The organism is Paenibacillus radicibacter (assembly GCF_024721995.1).
GTDB lineage: Bacteria > Bacillota > Bacilli > Paenibacillales > NBRC-103111 > Paenibacillus_AM > Paenibacillus_AM radicibacter.
This window is the reverse complement of the sequence record NZ_JANQBC010000003.1, coordinates 209,764-226,304: the sequence shown is the minus strand read 5'-3', so window position 1 is coordinate 226,304 and position 16,541 is coordinate 209,764. Positions and strand designations below refer to the sequence as shown.

At 44.7% G+C, this 16,541-nt stretch carries 13 protein-coding genes; 10 read left to right on the top strand and 3 right to left on the bottom strand.

The window, feature by feature from the left end; translation table 11 throughout:
* Positions 1 to 393: 393 nt before the first annotated feature.
* A complete protein-coding gene (locus tag NV379_RS08770; protein WP_258206919.1) occupies positions 394 to 1,206 on the bottom strand; it encodes an AraC family transcriptional regulator in 813 nt (270 codons plus the stop codon).
* Between the two features lie 227 nt (positions 1,207 to 1,433).
* Between NV379_RS08770 and NV379_RS08765 the strand changes: the two genes are divergently transcribed.
* Entirely contained in the window at positions 1,434 to 2,732 is a 1,299-nt protein-coding gene (locus NV379_RS08765; protein WP_258206918.1) for an alpha-glucosidase/alpha-galactosidase, read from the top strand.
* Between the two features lie 149 nt (positions 2,733 to 2,881).
* Positions 2,882 to 3,889 (top strand): LacI family DNA-binding transcriptional regulator, encoded by a 1,008-nt coding sequence (locus tag NV379_RS08760; RefSeq protein ID WP_258206917.1) that lies wholly within the window; start codon positions 2,882 to 2,884, stop codon positions 3,887 to 3,889.
* A 105-nt stretch (positions 3,890 to 3,994) separates the two neighbouring features.
* On the opposite strand, the gene NV379_RS08755 is transcribed toward NV379_RS08760, so the two are convergent.
* A complete protein-coding gene (locus tag NV379_RS08755; RefSeq protein ID WP_258206916.1) occupies positions 3,995 to 4,747 on the bottom strand; it encodes an SDR family NAD(P)-dependent oxidoreductase in 753 nt (250 codons plus the stop codon).
* Between the two features lie 6 nt (positions 4,748 to 4,753).
* Complete coding sequence (locus NV379_RS08750; RefSeq protein WP_258206915.1) at positions 4,754 to 5,197, bottom strand: MarR family winged helix-turn-helix transcriptional regulator; 444 nt, start codon at positions 5,195 to 5,197, stop codon at positions 4,754 to 4,756.
* A gap of 413 nt (positions 5,198 to 5,610) precedes the next feature.
* Between NV379_RS08750 and NV379_RS08745 the strand changes: the two genes are divergently transcribed.
* From NV379_RS08745 to NV379_RS08710, 8 genes are all read left to right on the top strand, one after another.
* Entirely contained in the window at positions 5,611 to 6,072 is a 462-nt protein-coding gene (locus NV379_RS08745) for a MarR family winged helix-turn-helix transcriptional regulator (protein ID WP_258206914.1), read from the top strand.
* Positions 6,073 to 6,074: 2 nt separating this feature from the next.
* Entirely contained in the window at positions 6,075 to 7,811 is a 1,737-nt protein-coding gene (locus tag NV379_RS08740) for an ABC transporter ATP-binding protein (RefSeq protein WP_258206913.1), read from the top strand.
* Entirely contained in the window at positions 7,808 to 9,709 is a 1,902-nt protein-coding gene (locus tag NV379_RS08735; RefSeq protein WP_308860267.1) for an ABC transporter ATP-binding protein, read from the top strand. Before NV379_RS08740 ends, NV379_RS08735 begins: the two co-directional genes overlap by 4 nt.
* Before the next feature lie 96 nt (positions 9,710 to 9,805).
* A complete protein-coding gene (locus NV379_RS08730) occupies positions 9,806 to 11,044 on the top strand; it encodes an aminopeptidase (protein WP_258206912.1) in 1,239 nt (412 codons plus the stop codon).
* On the top strand, positions 11,044 to 12,054 hold the full coding sequence (locus NV379_RS08725; RefSeq protein ID WP_258206911.1) for an LLM class flavin-dependent oxidoreductase: 1,011 nt from the start codon (positions 11,044 to 11,046) through the stop codon (positions 12,052 to 12,054). Before NV379_RS08730 ends, NV379_RS08725 begins: the two co-directional genes overlap by 1 nt.
* 43 nt (positions 12,055 to 12,097) lie before the next feature.
* Positions 12,098 to 12,586: a CcdC family protein gene (locus NV379_RS08720; RefSeq protein WP_258206910.1), complete on the top strand. Its 489-nt coding sequence runs from the start codon at positions 12,098 to 12,100 to the stop codon at positions 12,584 to 12,586.
* Between the two features lie 254 nt (positions 12,587 to 12,840).
* Entirely contained in the window at positions 12,841 to 13,707 is an 867-nt protein-coding gene (locus NV379_RS08715) for a YitT family protein (RefSeq protein ID WP_258206909.1), read from the top strand.
* Between the two features lie 434 nt (positions 13,708 to 14,141).
* Positions 14,142 to 16,451: a cation-translocating P-type ATPase gene (locus NV379_RS08710; protein ID WP_258206908.1), complete on the top strand. Its 2,310-nt coding sequence runs from the start codon at positions 14,142 to 14,144 to the stop codon at positions 16,449 to 16,451.
* Positions 16,452 to 16,541 lie beyond the last annotated feature (90 nt).

Below are 16,541 nucleotides of genomic sequence, written 5' to 3'. Positions count from 1 at the left end.
GACGCTCTTCAGGACATAGACTGCCCTTCGGCTCTACTCGAGGGAGCAAGAATAGCGACTTCCGCTCATCAGGTGGTGAGGGGAAAAAAATGCCCGTGCTTAGCGCCGGGCATTTTTGATATATTGATATGGAACGCTTGTACGTATCTGAAACATTTATTCTTGCACTCTTAACTTACATTAATCATAACAACAAGAGAAAGTAAAACCCCCACCCATAGATTGAACGCCTTAGGTGGGGGTATCCCGAAATAAAGACTCAGAAGGGATCTGCCATCCAAGCCAATTGTCGGACCAAGTGTTAGTAGCACTTGGTCTTTGTTATGGATATTCTACCATATTTGATAAATGAATCAAGATTGAAACAGAGCTAACCTTTAGCAGATCAGGCAACTACATCGAACAATCATAACCCGATTTACTGCTGAGCGCAGTGCGGTGGTCAGTAGGGGTGACGCCGTGCCATTTCTTGTATTGTTTCGAGAAGTAGAGTGGATCTTTGAAGCCGACGGAGGCGGCGATTTGTTGCATGGACAGTTTGCTGGTCATTAGATTTTTAGCACGTTCCATCCGAATTTTGGTGACGTATTGCATCGGCGACATGCCGGTGTGTTCTTTGAACATTTTGGATAGGTAAATGCGATGATAGCCAAGTGAGTGCGCCATCTGCGCAATGGAGATTTGTTCTGCATATTTGAACTGAAGCCAGCGCACGGCTTGATCAACTTGACGCTCAATGTCGGTCATTGGTACTTGTTTGTGTGAGGGTTCAGTGAGCATTTGGTTTTTGCCGTACTCCGCAAACAACAATCGCAAATAGCCTGTCATCTCCATGTTGCAGAGCTCATCACTTCGCTTTAATGTGCGGTAGAACTGGCGATAGAGCACGTTAATTTTGCGATATTTGGGGCAGTGGATGATCGGCTGATAAGCGGAAATGTTCAGATTGCTTAAGATTTGGTCGGCATCACGCCCTTGGAATCCAACCCACATGTAGTGCCACGGCTCATCGGCATCTGCTTCATAGAGATACATCTCTTTCGGAAAAATGACAAAGCTATCCCCAGCCTGTAAGTGATATTCACGTCCCATTTGTTGAAAATATCCCTTACCCTTGATGACATGATGAATCAAATAAAAGTCGATAAAAGCTGGGCCCATCCGATGATACGGTACGGTCTGTGATTCGCCTGCAAATAACGGCATCAGCTCACCCTGAATCGGATTTGGATTAACAGCAAACAGTTCAAAAGCGGTGATCATCAGTGGTCCCTTCTTTCTATTTATTAAATCCAGATTAACAGATCATATTGCATTTCTCCATATCCATATTGTTTCACTCCATCGTCGCTATTTCCGATCCCATGTATATTAAATATAGAAGATACGAGCTTAGAGTAGCAGCGGGATTGAACCATGAGGAGGAATAAAACTTGAGTAAAATTACATTTATCGGTGCGGGAAGTACCATTTTTGCAAAAAATGTACTTGGCGATGTTATGATGACACCGGCTTTGCAAGGTTTTGAAATTGCATTATTCGATATTGACCTTGAGCGCCTCAAAGATTCGGAGAACATGCTTCAGAACATTCGTACCACGACAGGCAGTACATGTGTGGTTAAGTCTTATACAGACCGTAAGGAAGCTCTTCGTGGTGCGAAATACGTGGTCAATGCGATCCAAGTGGGCGGATATGATCCTTGTACGATTACAGATTTTGAGATCCCGAAGAAATTTGGTCTTCGCCAGACGATTGCAGATACGATTGGGATTGGCGGTATTTTCCGTAACTTGCGTACGATTCCGGTGATGTTAGGCTTTGCTGAAGACATGCAAGAAGTGTGCCCGGATGCACAGTTCTTGAACTATACGAACCCAATGGCGGTACTCACGAATGTGATGAATACATATGGGGGCATTAAGACGGTTGGGTTGTGCCATAGTGTACAGGTATGTGTACCGCATATGTTCAGAGATTTGGAGATCGATACAACAGGTGTCCAGTATAAAATTGCAGGGATTAACCACATGGCTTGGCTGCTTGAAGTAACGAAGGATGGCAAGGACTTGTATCCTGAAATTAAGCAGCGCGCAGCGCGTAGACAGCTTGAGAAGCACGATGACATGGTGCGCTATGAGATGATGTTGAAGTTCGGTTACTACATTACAGAGTCGTCTGAGCACAATGCCGAGTACCACCCGTACTTCATTAAGCGCAACTACCCAGAACTAATCGAGCGCTTCAATATTCCGCTTGATGAGTACCCACGCCGTTGTATCGATCAGATTGATCGTTGGAAGCAAATGCGTGAGTCGCTTGTTAACAACAAAGATCTTTCGCACAAGCGTACACACGAGTATGCGTCATATATTATGGAAGCGATGGAGACGAATGTTCCTTTCAAAATCGGGGGCAATGTCATGAACACAGGTCTTATCACAAACTTGCCACGTGAGGCATGTGTTGAAGTTCCATGTTTGGTAGACAGCAGCGGAGTTACACCAACTTACGTTGGAGATCTGCCGCCACAATTGGCAGCTTTAAATCGTACGAACATTAACACGCAGTTGTTGACGATTGAAGCGGCAATGACTCGCAAGAAAGATCACATCTACCATGCTGCACTCCTTGATCCACATACTTCTGCTGAACTTTCGATGGACGACATCGTAGCAATGTGTGATGCTCTGATCGAAGCACATGGCGATTGGTTACCGAAATTCAATTAATGCAATGATAATATAGGGTAATATGGAGTATAGATTTAAAGGTTGAAAACCTACCTCTTAATGAGATGTAGGTTTTTTTACTTCCTTTTTACTAAAAAAGAAAGTACAATTTAATGATACTAGGTAAAAATGATGGAGTTGAAAAATAGATGGCTACGCTGAAGGATATTGCAGAGAAAGCGAATGTGTCGATCTCGACGGTGTCACGAGTGCTGAACTTTGATCAGACGTTGTCGGTGTCGGATGAGACGAGAAGACGTATTTTTGAAATAACCGAAGAACTGGAATATAAGAAATCGAGTAAAAGTGAGAAGCCGCAGAAGTCTGCAACGAAGCGGACAGAAGTTGGGCTAATTCTGGCGTTTGCCAAGAGTGAGGAACTGAATGATCCTTACTATTTAGCTATGCGACTTGGAATCGAGGGGGCTGCGCAAGAGAAGTCGATTCAGCTTATTGAGAGTCATAAAGATGACCTGAAGTTCAATGTCCAACAGGTCGAGGGGCTGATCGTTGTAGGTCCAATGGATGTGGACGAAGTGGAGCGTCTTAGCGAATCTAATCCGAATATGGTGTTCATCGACTCGCTGTCAGTGAATTCGAAGTACGATGTAGTGATGGTGGATCTTGAAGAAGCGGTTAAGCAATCGATGAATTATCTTCAGAGCTTGGGTCATAAACAGATTGCATTTATCGGAGGTACAGATGGCGACGATTCTTCTTGCAAAATAGACCGACGTGAGATTGCTTATGAAGCGTGGATGCGTAAAGCAGGGACGTATCAGGCAAACCTTAAGCAAATTGGCGAGTTCTCTGCTGAAGATGGTTATCGCTTGATGCATGAATTATTTACATCCAAAGCGAAGTTTACCGCAGTGGTAGCGGCGAATGATTCTATGGCAATTGGCGCTGTACGTGCGATTCAGGAGCGGGGGCTTAAAGTGCCAGAGGACATTAGTATTGTTGGATTTAATGATATCAAAGTCGCACAGTTCATGACGCCTTCACTGACAACGGTAAAGCTGCATAGTGAGTTTATGGGAGAGACGGCGTTAGATTTACTATTGGAGCGAATTCAAGGCAATCGCAGCATTGCGAAGAAAGTGATCGTTCCAACTGAACTGATCGTGCGTGAGAGTTGCTCCGAGGTAGAATCATAATGTGCAATTGCCTATATGCAAAAAGGCCGCTAGTGCTCCGAATGGAGAACTAGCGGCTTTCTTTATGCATCTATGATTTCGCATATATATTATAGAAGGAATACATTATTGAGATGTCCAGCCGCCGTCGATCACAAGCTCAGCACCTGTTACGAACGAAGCTTCATCCGAAGCCAAGAATAGAACGCCATACGCGATTTCTTCTGGACGACCGACGCGGCGCATCGGTGTGCTTGCTTCTACCATGCCTTTGATGCTCGGATCAGCCATAACCCCTTCGATCATCGGTGTTACGATTGTTCCTGGATATACGGAGTTCACACGAATATTGTCTTTACCGTAGGAAACGGCTACTTCCTTAGAAGCTGCACGAACTGCGCCTTTAGAAGCGGAGTAGGATGGGCTTGTTCCTGTCGATACGATTGCCGCTGCAGATGCGATATTGACGATGGAACCACCGCCGACTTGTTTCATTTGCGGAATCACATGCTTCATCCCAAGAAGTGTACCTTTCACGTTGATGTTCAAGATTTTATCTAGGTCAGATACAGGCATGGATTCCATGTCATGGAACACGAGAATACCTGCATTATTCACGAGAATATCCACTTTACCGAATGCTTGAACCGCCGATTCTACGACTTGTATCCAATCTTCTTCAGATGTGACGTTATGTTTCACTGCAATGGCTTCACCGCCAGCCGCTTGAATTTCAGCTACGACTGCCTGCAGCTTGTCCTCTTGTAAGTCAGTAGCGACGACCTTCGCGCCTTCTTGCGCGAATAGCTTGGCTTCTGCTGCGCCTTGTCCCATTGCAGCCCCCGTAATGATTGCGACTTTACCTTGTAAACGTGCCATATTTGATCATCCTTTACTGTTGAAGTTAATGAGCATTTTCTCATATGAAGCTATCAATTGATCGAGTTCTTGATCGGAAAAATTTGTCCATAGACGATCATTGATCTCTCGATATTTCTCTTGAATCTTGGTTTCAAGCTCTCTACCGGCATTAGTTAGATGCAAGTAAATTTGGCGACGATCTTCTTCGGATTCCATACGCTGGATATATCCTTTGTTCACCAATTTATTCGTTAAGTTGGTTACAGAGGAGAGGGAGATACTTAAGAGTGCTGCAAGTTCAGAACTATTCTTACGACCTTCGTTTGCGAGTGTCATGATGATGAAGTACTGTGGAGCGGTTAGCTCATTTTCCAAATTGCGTGTGTAACTGGCGACAATCTGATTCATATGGTTTGAGACTAATGTGGAGAGACGATCTTTCTTCTGCTCCTGATCCAGTACAATCACCTCATTTCTTCATTTAATTAAAACATTCAAATATATATATTATTTAATGGTTTCATTATACAAATGATTTAATAGTTAAACAATTTGGATATAATCGATTATTCGGTCGAAATAAACCGCTTTCATGAATTTGTCTATGAAAAAAGCCACATCTCTTAGTGAATCGCTGAGAATCGTGGCTTTTTGTTTTTTTTTGATGGTAATGGGAATGCTTATTGATTGCTTTTACTAAGTACAAACGACTATTTGATAAAAAAAGAAAGATCTGTTCATATTCAGTTCATAATAATGGTGTATTTTAAATAAGACAGATTTAGTTGACAGCTAAATTATTTGGTCATATACTTAGTTAAGCTAATTTAATTAGAACTAAAATATTTGTAAACCTAACATATAAGAAGGAGATGACTTGGGTGGAGGATGAGATTCGGAAAAAAATGATCCGTGCATTTATGCAGTTTCGCCGAACGGAGTGGCATCAGCGATCTGTACAGGGATATAAGCCAAGTGAAGTTCGAATGCTATTTGCGATTAAGCATGGTCCAAGGCGCAACGGAATGAACTTGAAGGTATCGGAGCTAAGCAAAGCGCTGCATATTATGGCGCCAACTGCAACACAATTGATTAATGGTTTAGTTGAAACCGCAGTGGTAGAACGTTATGAAGATCCCGAAGATCGTCGCTCGGTACGGTTAAAGTTGACGCCTAAGGGTGAAGAAGTGACGCAAATCGCAATGGATCGGGTGAATGCCATATTTAATGGATTGATTGAGCATTTAGGTGAAGAGCGGAGTCATTTACTGGCGGATTTGCTCACAGATGTGTTTGTCTATTTTGAAGAAAATAAAGCATTTGATGCGAAGGAGGGGGACTAAGCTTGATTCAATTATTTCGATTTCTTAAACCGTACCGTCTACTCATCGGATGCATTCTGGTATTGATCTTCTTGCAAAGCTTATCGGAATTGTACTTACCAACGTTAATGGCGGATATCGTAAACATCGGGATTGTGCAACAAGACACGCCTTACATTATAAAAATCGGCGGATTCATGCTGCTGATCGCAGCAGTCGGAGTAATATTCTCAATCGTGGCAAGCTATGTGACCTCGAAGGTGGCGGCTGGATTCGGACGAATCGTTCGCGGGAAAGTATTCTCCCATGTGGAGAACTTCTCGCTGCAAGAGTTCGATAAGATTGGGACGGCATCGCTTATCACACGTACGACCAATGATATTAACCAAGTGCAACAGGTACTTACGATGATGCTCAAGATGATGGTCATGGGGCCGATGATGTGTATCGGTGGGATCATTATGGCGGTGTCCAAGGATGCAGAGCTTTCCTTGATCTTTGTTGCAGTTGTTCCGATTATTGTACTTGCCATTCTTGCGATTAGTAGAAAAGGAATTCCGCTCTTTAAAGTCGTACAAGAGAAGCTGGATAAGCTGAATTTAGTGTTACGCGAAGGCTTAACAGGAATTCGTGTGGTACGCTCCTTTAACCGTAACGATCATGAGGAGAAGCGGTTTGAAGTGGCGAATCGGGATTTAACGGAAACATCTATTAAAGTGAACAAAATTATGGCGGCACTTATGCCGACGATGATGCTTGTGCTGAACTTCTCGACGATCGCCATTATATGGTTCGGCGGTATCCGAATTGATCAAGGTAACATGCAGGTCGGGGATTTAATGGCGTTCATTCAATATGCAATGCAAATTATGTTCTCACTCATTATGTTGTCGATGATGTTCGTGATGATTCCGCGTGCATCGGTGTCTGCGGCACGTATTAATGAAGTGCTGAATATGCAACCTGAGATTAAAGATCCAACTAATCCTGCGAAACCAACTGCAGTTAAGGGTGTCGTATCGTTCAAGGATGTTGTGTTCAGTTACCCAGGTGCTGAGGAGCCTGCACTCACTAACATTACATTCGAAGCAAGGCCAGGTGAAACGACAGCGATTATCGGGGGTACAGGTTCAGGTAAGTCAACGCTCGTGAATCTAATCTCTCGCTTCTATGATATTAGCGGCGGCAGTGTAGAGGTCGATGGGCTGGATGTACGCCAGATGTCGCAAGAGAGTTTGCGGGCGAAGATTGGCTATGTACCTCAGAAGGCTGTGCTGTTTACAGGAACGGTTGCGGACAATATTCGTTATGGCAAAGAGGATGCAACAGATGTAGAGATTGAACATGCGTCAACAATTGCTCAAGCGAGTGGTTTTATTGCAGAGATGCCAGATGGATATCAATCGGTTATGGCACAAGGGGGTACGAACGTATCTGGTGGTCAGAAGCAGCGTTTATCCATTGCACGCGCACTCGTTCGTCGTCCAGAAGTATATGTGTTCGATGACAGCTTCTCCGCGCTTGATCTTAAAACAGATGCGAAGCTGCGCGGTGCACTCAAGGGCGAAACAACCGAGTCTACAGTCATTATTGTGGCACAGCGTGTATCAACCGTAATGGACGCAGATCAAATTATTGTACTCGATGAAGGCAAGATTGCAGGCATCGGCAAACATAAAGAGTTGATGGAAACAAGTGAGGTATACCGTGAAATTGTGTCGTCGCAGTTATCTGAGCAGGAAAGGGAGGGAATCGCATGAGTGAATCGAACAAGTCGCAAGGTCGTGGTGGAGCAGGGCCGAAGCACCCAGGTCCAGGTGGTGGAATGGGAATGGGCATGGGAATGCCGACGCAGAAAGCGAAGAATTTTAAAGGCAGCTTAAAGCGTCTGATGGGTTACTTAAAACCACGTAGAATTCAATTGATCGGCGTATTTATCACTGCGATTATTAGTACGGTCTTTGCGATTCTCAGCCCCAAGATTCTCGGGAATGCTACGACCAAGTTGTTTGAAGGTGTAATGGGTAAATTCAACAAAGTACCGGGTGCGCATATTGATTTTGATGCGATCTTGCAAATCCTTGGGATTCTTGCCGCGTTATATCTCATCAGTGCTGCGTTTATGTACATTCAGCAGTATTTGATGGCAGGTGTTGCACAGAAGACGGTCTATGATTTACGTCAGGAAGTGAACGACAAGTTGGCACGCTTGCCGCTGAAGTTCTATGATTCGAAGACCCATGGGGAAATATTAAGCCGTGTCGTCAATGACGTAGATAATATTAGCAGTACGCTGCAACAAAGCTTAACGCAGCTCATTACTTCAGTTGTCACCCTAATTGGGGTTATCATCATGATGCTCACAATCTCCCCGCTGATGACGCTGATCCTGATACTGACATTGCCGCTTAGTGCGGTTGTCATTAAGGCGATTACGTCGCGTTCCAAGGGCTATTTTAAAGGGCAACAAGAGGAACTTGGTAAGCTCAGCGGACATGTCGAAGAGATGTATACCGGACACAATATTGTGAAGGCGTTCGGACATGAGGATAAGTCGGTTGCAAAGTTCGAAGAAATTAACGACCGCTTGTACAATTCTGGGCAAAAAGCACAGTTCATCTCGGGTATCATCATGCCGCTGATGAGCTTCATTAATAATATTGGGTACGTGCTGATCTGTGTGGTCGGCGGGGTGCTCGTGACACGCGGTTCTATTAGAATCGGGGACATTCAAGCGTTCATTCAATATGCAAGACAGTTCTCACAACCAATCGTACAAACGGCTAACATCGCGAATATCATTCAATCGACGATTGCATCGGCGGAGCGTGTATTTGAACTATTAGATGAAAAGGAAGAAGTGCCAGAAGCAAGAGGCAGCCAGTTGAAAAGCTTGGAGGCACCGCAAGGCAATGTGAAGTTCGAGCACGTGAGCTTCGGCTACAAAGAAGATGCGACGCTTATAAGCGATATGAATATCGATGTAAAGCAAGGACAGATGGTGGCAATTGTAGGGCCGACGGGTGCTGGTAAGACGACGCTTATTAACCTCCTCATGCGTTTCTATGAGCTGAATGAAGGTCGAATTACGATTGATGGTGTGAACATTACGGATATGAAGCGCGGTGATTTGCGCAGCTTGTTCGGGATGGTACTACAGGATACATGGCTGTTTAACGGAACGATCCGAGATAATATCGCTTATGGACGTGCAGGTGCGACGGAGGAAGAGATTGTGGGTGCTGCGAAGGCTGCATTTGCACATCATTTTATACGCACATTGCCTGACGGTTATGATACGGTCTTAAATGAAGAAGCTTCGAATATCTCTCAAGGTCAGAAGCAATTGCTTACAATTGCACGTGCCATTCTCGCGGACCCTTCGATTCTCATCTTAGATGAGGCAACAAGCAGCGTCGATACACGGACAGAGGTTCATATTCAGAAGGCGATGAATGCACTGATGACAGGCAGAACGAGCTTCGTCATTGCTCACCGCTTATCTACGATTCGTGATGCTGACCTTATCTTGGTGATGGATAAAGGTAGTGTAATTGAGCAGGGGAATCATGAAGAATTGCTTGCCAAAGGTGGATTCTACGCAGATTTGTACAATAGTCAATTTGCAGGAAATTCCACCATGCAAGAAGTGGGTTAATTGACCAAAAAAAGTTGGAAAAATAGTGACTCAGAGGTATAGTTAAAGCTAGGTATACGTTTACTAAAAATTTTAATATCTTTGGAGGAATTATCGATGAGTCTATTCCAGCAAAACCTTGAGAAATACGCAAATTTAGCGATCCGTACAGGTATCAACTTACAAGAGGGCCAAACCCTTGTTGTTAATGCATCCATTGAATGCGCACCACTAGTTCGCTTAGTTGTAAAGAAAGCATATGAAGCAGGCGCGAAGAACGTTATGGTGGAGTGGAGTGACGATACAGTAACGCGTACGAAGTATGAGCTTGCACCAGATGAAGCTTTCACAGAGTTCCCAATGTGGAGAGCGCAAGGATTTGAAGAATTAGCAGCAAGTAATGCTGCATTCTTGTCCATTTACGCACCGAATCCAGATCTACTTACGGGTATTGATCCAAAGCGTATCGCAACAAACACGAAGACCGCTTCTACAGCAATGAGCAAATACCGTGCATACTTGATGTCTGACCGTGCGGTATGGTCATTGGTGGGTCACCCAACAGTGGAGTGGGCACGTAAAGTGTTCCCGAACGCGGAGAGCAATGACGATGCAGTTGCGAAGCTATGGGATGTTATTTTCGAAACGACACGTATTCCTGCAGAAGATCCAGTTGCTGCGTGGCAAGAACACTGCGATCAATTGCATAAAGTAGCAACAATTTTGAATGAAAAGCAATACAAGACGCTTGCATATGAAGCACCAGGTACGAACTTCACGCTTGATCTTGTGGAGAATCACATCTGGGCTGGCGGCGGCGCTGTAAGTGAGAGCGGTACGCCATTTAGACCGAACATGCCAACAGAAGAAGTATTCACAATGCCGCACAAAGACGGTATGAATGGTACAGTTCGCAGCACGAAGCCACTTAACTACGGTGGAACGGTGATCGACAACTTCTCGATAACTTTTGAGAATGGTAAAGTTGTGGATTACAGTGCGGAGCAAGGCTATGAAACATTGAAACACTTGGTTGAAACGGATGAGGGTTCAAGCCGTCTTGGTGAAGTTGCATTAGTGCCTCACAAATCACCGATTTCCGATACGAACCTAATTTTCTTCAATACACTATTTGACGAGAATGCTTCTTGTCACCTTGCAATTGGTAATGCATATCCAACGAACGTTCAAGGTGGTACGAAGATGACAGACGAAGAGAAAGCAGCGAGCGGCGTGAACCAAAGCTTAACACATGTGGACTTCATGATCGGTTCTGCTGAACTTAATGTAGATGGTATTACGAAAGACGGTAAGCGCGAACCGATTATGCGTAACGGAAACTGGGCTATTCTGTAATGATCGAATTAAGTGTGCTTGATCAGTCCCCCATCTCAGCGGGCAGCAGCGCAGGCGAGGCGCTGGAGAATACAGCGCGCCTTGCACAAGAAGTAGAGATGATGGGATACAAGCGCTTTTGGGTATCGGAGCATCACTTCTCGCAGAGTTTAGCGGGATCGAGTCCAGAAGTGCTTATCTCGCACTTGGGAGCGAAGACCTCTCGTATTCGCATCGGTTCAGGTGGTGTCATGCTGCCTCATTACAGCAGCTACAAGGTGGCGGAGAATTTCCGCCTCTTAGAAGCATTGTACCCGCGGCGAATTGATCTAGGACTTGGGCGTGCGCCGGGCGGTATGCCGCTGTCTACACAAGCGCTGCAAGAAGGCAAGGTAAGTGGTGTGGACCAGTATCCGCAGCAGCTTGATGATCTGATCGATTATTTGCATGATCGGACAGAAACGCATCGTTTTCGTGGATTACGTGCTGCACCGGTCATTCATACTCGCCCTGAAATGTGGCTGCTTGGTTCAAGTGGTGACAGCGCAGCTCTTGCTGCGAAGCGGGGAGCATCGTTTGCCTTTGCACATTTTATTAATGGGCAGGGTGGAGAAGAAGTCATGCAGCGCTATCTGGAAACATTCCAGCCAACGATTGTAGGCAATAAGCCGCAAGGTATGGTCGCGGTCTTCGCGATATGTGCGGAGACGGAAGAGCTGGCAAATGAGATTGCTTCGAGTTTGGATCTAACGCTGCTCTTGATGTCGAAGGGCGACTTCAGCTCTGGTGGTGTTCCTTCGATTCAAACGGCGCAATCTTATCCGTACACGACGATTGATCGGATGCGGATGTATGAGAATCGCAAAAGAATGATTGTCGGGAACCCTGAACAAGTCAAAGCGCGTATACTGGAATTAAGCGATGCTTATCAGTCGCGTGAAGTTATGATTGTGACGATCACGCATGATATCGAGCATAAGCTGCAGTCCTATCGCTTAATTGCGAAGGCGTTCAGTGAACATAAGGATTAAAGGCTTAACAACCACAACTTGGAATTGGAGGATGTGATGAAACATGAGAGGGATTGTGATTCCTCCCCATTATTTATCGATCTTGGCATCGCTTGTTGGAGGGTTGCTTGTTATCTTTCTACGGATGCGAAGTTCGGATAAGCCGACTAATATGCGTAAAATTATTATCCCACCACTTGGGATGTCTACGGGATTCTTGATGTTTGTTGTCCCAATGATGCGTATTCCATGGACGTGGGGAATTGTCGCTTTTCTAGTAGGTGCCGTATTCTTTGCTTACCCATTGATTCGCACATCCAAGCTCCATGTGGTAGGCCTAGATATTCTGCTTACGCGTTCGAAATCATTCATATTTATTATTGTTGGATTACTCGCCATTCGGCTTCTGCTTCATGATTACATCGAACAATATGTCAGTATTGCGCAGACAGGTGCACTCTTCTTTATTCTTGCTTTTGGGATGATCTTGCCTTGGCGGATTGCCATGGCACTTGAATATATGAAGCTGGCAAGAACGATGCAATCCGAATAAATCAGATCCCTTTGGTGATATGCCAAGGGGATTTTTTATGAAAATGACCAGTTTCATAATTGCAGTATTATTTTTCACAATAATAATTTCTTAACGGTTGAAAACCTTGCCAAATCACCCGAATTTCTATACGATTATATATAGAAAAGCGTCAACAAGTAGGGAGATTATTGTGTTAAAGGAGGGTAGACAAATGTTTTTAATGGGATTTAACGATGCTTGATTGACCTAATTTCATATCAGGAGGAGATTCAATGGCAAGAACGCATAAGAAGATGACATGGTTAGATTATTTGAAAAAGTTCGTTTTTATTACAATAGGTGCCATATTAATGGCGGTCGCTCTAGAGATTTTCTTAGTACCTAATGCAATTGTCGATGGTGGCGTTGCAGGTATATCCATTATGTTATCCAAGATTACCTCGCTTCCACTAGGTATATTCCTGTTCGTACTTAACATACCCTTCCTTATTCTAGGCTATAAACAAATTGGTCGGACATTTACAATTTCCACTTTGTACGGAATCTCAGTGATGTCCGTGACGACCGCGTGGTTGCATCATGTGCCGGCTTTTACGGATGAGAAGCTGCTTGCTGTGTTGTTCGGCGGATTAATACTTGGTGTCGGTGTCGGTCTAGTTATTCGTTTTGGTGGTTCCTTAGATGGAATTGAGATTGTAGCTATTCTATTGTCCAAAAAGTTCCGTTTCCCAGTTGGACAGATCATTATGATCATTAACGTGTTTGTGTTTATCGGGGCAGGATTTGTGTTTACTTGGGATTCTGCGATGTATTCCATATTTGCTTATTATATAGCGTTTAAAGTCATCGACATTGTGGTCGAAGGTTTGAACGAATCCAAATCGGTAACGATTATTTCCAATGAATACGAGGAAGTGGCTCAAGCGATCATGGATCGACTCGGGCGCAGCACGACCTTCATATATGCTAAAGGCGGTTACAAGAAAGAAGAAATTCAGATGATCTATTGCGTCGTTACGCGTCTGGAGCTTGCGAAGCTCAAAACGATTGTGCATGAGATCGACGATCGTGCGTTTATTGCGATTGAATCAGTATCGGATGTATTAGGTGGTAACTTCCAGAAGAACAATATCCACTGATGTAGGCGTGAAAAAGGGTGGGTGCTGCGTAGAAAGTATGTGTTTCCGGTCGCTGTCTCAATCGTGAATTTTGAATTGATATAAAGGTATTTTCACGATTTCAAAGGCGAACGCTACGCTCCTACAACACATACTTTCTACTTCCGCTCACCTTTTGTCAGCTACAAGGAAACAACAAAAATCAAAACACAAAAGACTTAGCTTCTATAATAGAGGCTAAGTTTTTTTGTGTTTGGCATGCTTAAGAAATTAGTAAGGTTCTGTTAAGGGAAAAGAAAAGATCGGTAGATACAATGAAAGAGTGGAGACATCGAATTGCTGAATATGTCATTTTTGTAAGATTGGTGTAAGCGAGTTCGATGGGTTCATGCCCTACGTTTGTTTTAGAATAGGGATACATAAATAGAAATGCTTCTAGAGGAGGAGCTTGCAGCATGAGAATGGGACTAACAGAAGAACAAGTACGTACGCGAATTGAAAAAGGACAGATCAACAAGACGCCGCAAGCACCATCACGCACAGTGGGGCAAATTTTGCGTACGCACTTGTTTACGACCTTTAACTTTTTGAATGCGATCTTAGCGATCGCTGTATTAATTGCAGGATCACCGAAAAATGCGCTGTTTGTTGGCGTTATCATATTAAATACCGTAGTAGGATTGTTTCAGGAACTTCGAGCGAAGGCGACACTCGAAAGATTGTCTGTTTTAAATGTGTCCCAAGTGCATGTCATGCGTGAGGGGAAAGAGAAGGAAATTGATGCAGAAGAACTAGTTATAGACGATATTATGATCTTAAAACCAGGGGATCGTATTGCCGCTGATGGAGAAGTATTAGCTGACTGCCTGATTGAAGTGGATGAGTCGATGTTGACAGGAGAGGCAGATCCAGTCGGGAAACGAGAAGAAGCAAGCATACTCTCCGGAAGTTTTGTCGTGGCAGGCAGTGGTTATGCGAGAGTTACGAAAGTTGGAGCTGACACGTACGCGGCGAAGCTTGCGAATGAAGCAAGGAAGTTCAAGCGAATTAATTCCGAGCTGCAAAATGCCGTGAATAAGTTGTTCAAAGTGATTATGTGGCTTGTGTGTCCGATTGGTGCGCTGCTTGTGATGACGCAATTTATGTTTGCTAATAGTACATGGCAAGATGCTGTAATTGCAGCAGTGTCAGGTATTGTGAGTATGGTGCCGGAAGGTTTGATTCTACTGACCAGTGCAACGTTCGTTGTGGCAATTGCGCAACTAGCGAAGCATAAGACCTTGGTGCAAGAGCTTCCTGCAACCGAAGTATTAGCACGTGTAGACGTTCTTTGTCTGGACAAGACGGGTACGATTACAGAGGGAGACTTGGAGCTTGTTGATGTTCGTGTAATTGGGAGTGCGTCTAAAGAACATGTGGAGACGATGCTTGCAGGTGTGGCTCACGCCTTGCCAAGTATGAATCCGACTCAGCAGGCCATTCGTGATCGCTATACGGAAATGCCGAATGTGGAAGTGACACATACAGTTCCTTTTTCATCCGATAAAAAATGGAGTGGGGCTGCTTTTGCAAACGAAGGTGCATGGGTGTTAGGTGCGCCAGAGATGATTCTGCGAGAAGCTTATGATCTCGTGCAAGGAATTGTGGAACTTGAAGCGCAGAAGGGTAGACGTGTGCTATTGCTTGCGCAAGTGGATGAAGCTGCACTGAAAGAGGGCGAAATTTATCTGCCCCGCAAAGCAGCAATGCTACTAATTGAAGATAGAATTCGTGAAGAAGCACCGCAAGCACTTCGTTATTTTGCCGAAGAAGGGGTGTCGATTAAGATCATCTCAGGTGATAACCCTGTTACCGTATCTGCTGTTGCAAAGCGTGCAGGTGTAGAGGGAGCGGAGTCTTATATCGATGCAAGGACGCTACCTGAAGAACCAGAGAAACTAGCAGAAATCGTTCAGAAATACACGGTCTTCGGACGCGTATCTCCACACCAGAAGAAGCTACTCGTTCAGGCGCTGCAGTCCAGAGGACATACAGTAGCGATGACTGGCGATGGTGTGAATGATGTACTTGCACTTAAAGAGGCCGATTGTGGGATCGCGATGGCGAATGGATCGGATGCTGCGAAAGCTGTGTCCCAGCTTGTCCTGCTTAATTCAGACTTCAGTGTATTACCTAAAGTCGTAGCGGAAGGGCGCAAGATCATTAACAACTTGGAGAAAGTATCTGTACTCTTCTTATCCAAGACCGTATATTCGATAATACTGTCGCTTATCTTCTCCTTGATCATGATGCCTTATCCGATTATGCCGATACATGTGACGCTTATTGGCGGACTCATGATTGGAATTCCAGCCTTCTTCTTGGCGATGTGGCCTAATCAGGAGCGCGTGCAGCGTGGATTCTTACGACGTGTACTCCGAGCGTCGATTCCGAATGCGATTATTCTTGCGGGTGTAACGATCACGATGTTCCTCTATGCTTTCAAAAGTGGACTTGGAATCGCCGAAGCGCGTACGCTTGCCGTCCTCGTTCTAGGGGGGTCTAGCGTTGTCGTATTAGCCCGAGTAGCAAGACCGCTTAGCGGCTTGAAGCTGCAACTAGTCATTGGTATGCTGCTACTCTTTATTGGAGCGTTCTTGGTGCCTGTGGTTAAGGATATATTCATGCTGACAACTTTGCCAAGCGTGATTCCTGCGATGGTCCTTGTCCTATTAACATGGCCGCTCATCTCGCTGAGCAATCGTTTGGTTCGAAGATTTGTGTAGCGGATAGATAGAAAAGACCTTAGCTCTGTATAGAGAGCTAAGGTCTTTGTTTATCGCATTCGGGTTGAAACACTACAATCGGGGCAACTT

Coding starts and splice junctions, on each gene's coding strand:
- NV379_RS08770 (WP_258206919.1), bottom strand. CDS start 1,206: ATGCCGTTATTTGCAGGCGAATCACAGACCGTACCGTATCATCGGATG.
- NV379_RS08760 (WP_258206917.1), top strand. CDS start 2,882: ATGGCTACGCTGAAGGATATTGCAGAGAAAGCGAATGTGTCGATCTCG.
- NV379_RS08755 (WP_258206916.1), bottom strand. CDS start 4,747: ATGGCACGTTTACAAGGTAAAGTCGCAATCATTACGGGGGCTGCAATG.
- NV379_RS08735 (WP_308860267.1), top strand. CDS start 7,808: ATGAGTGAATCGAACAAGTCGCAAGGTCGTGGTGGAGCAGGGCCGAAG.
- NV379_RS08730 (WP_258206912.1), top strand. CDS start 9,806: ATGAGTCTATTCCAGCAAAACCTTGAGAAATACGCAAATTTAGCGATC.
- NV379_RS08725 (WP_258206911.1), top strand. CDS start 11,044: ATGATCGAATTAAGTGTGCTTGATCAGTCCCCCATCTCAGCGGGCAGC.
- NV379_RS08720 (WP_258206910.1), top strand. CDS start 12,098: ATGAGAGGGATTGTGATTCCTCCCCATTATTTATCGATCTTGGCATCG.
- NV379_RS08715 (WP_258206909.1), top strand. CDS start 12,841: ATGGCAAGAACGCATAAGAAGATGACATGGTTAGATTATTTGAAAAAG.
- NV379_RS08710 (WP_258206908.1), top strand. CDS start 14,142: ATGAGAATGGGACTAACAGAAGAACAAGTACGTACGCGAATTGAAAAA.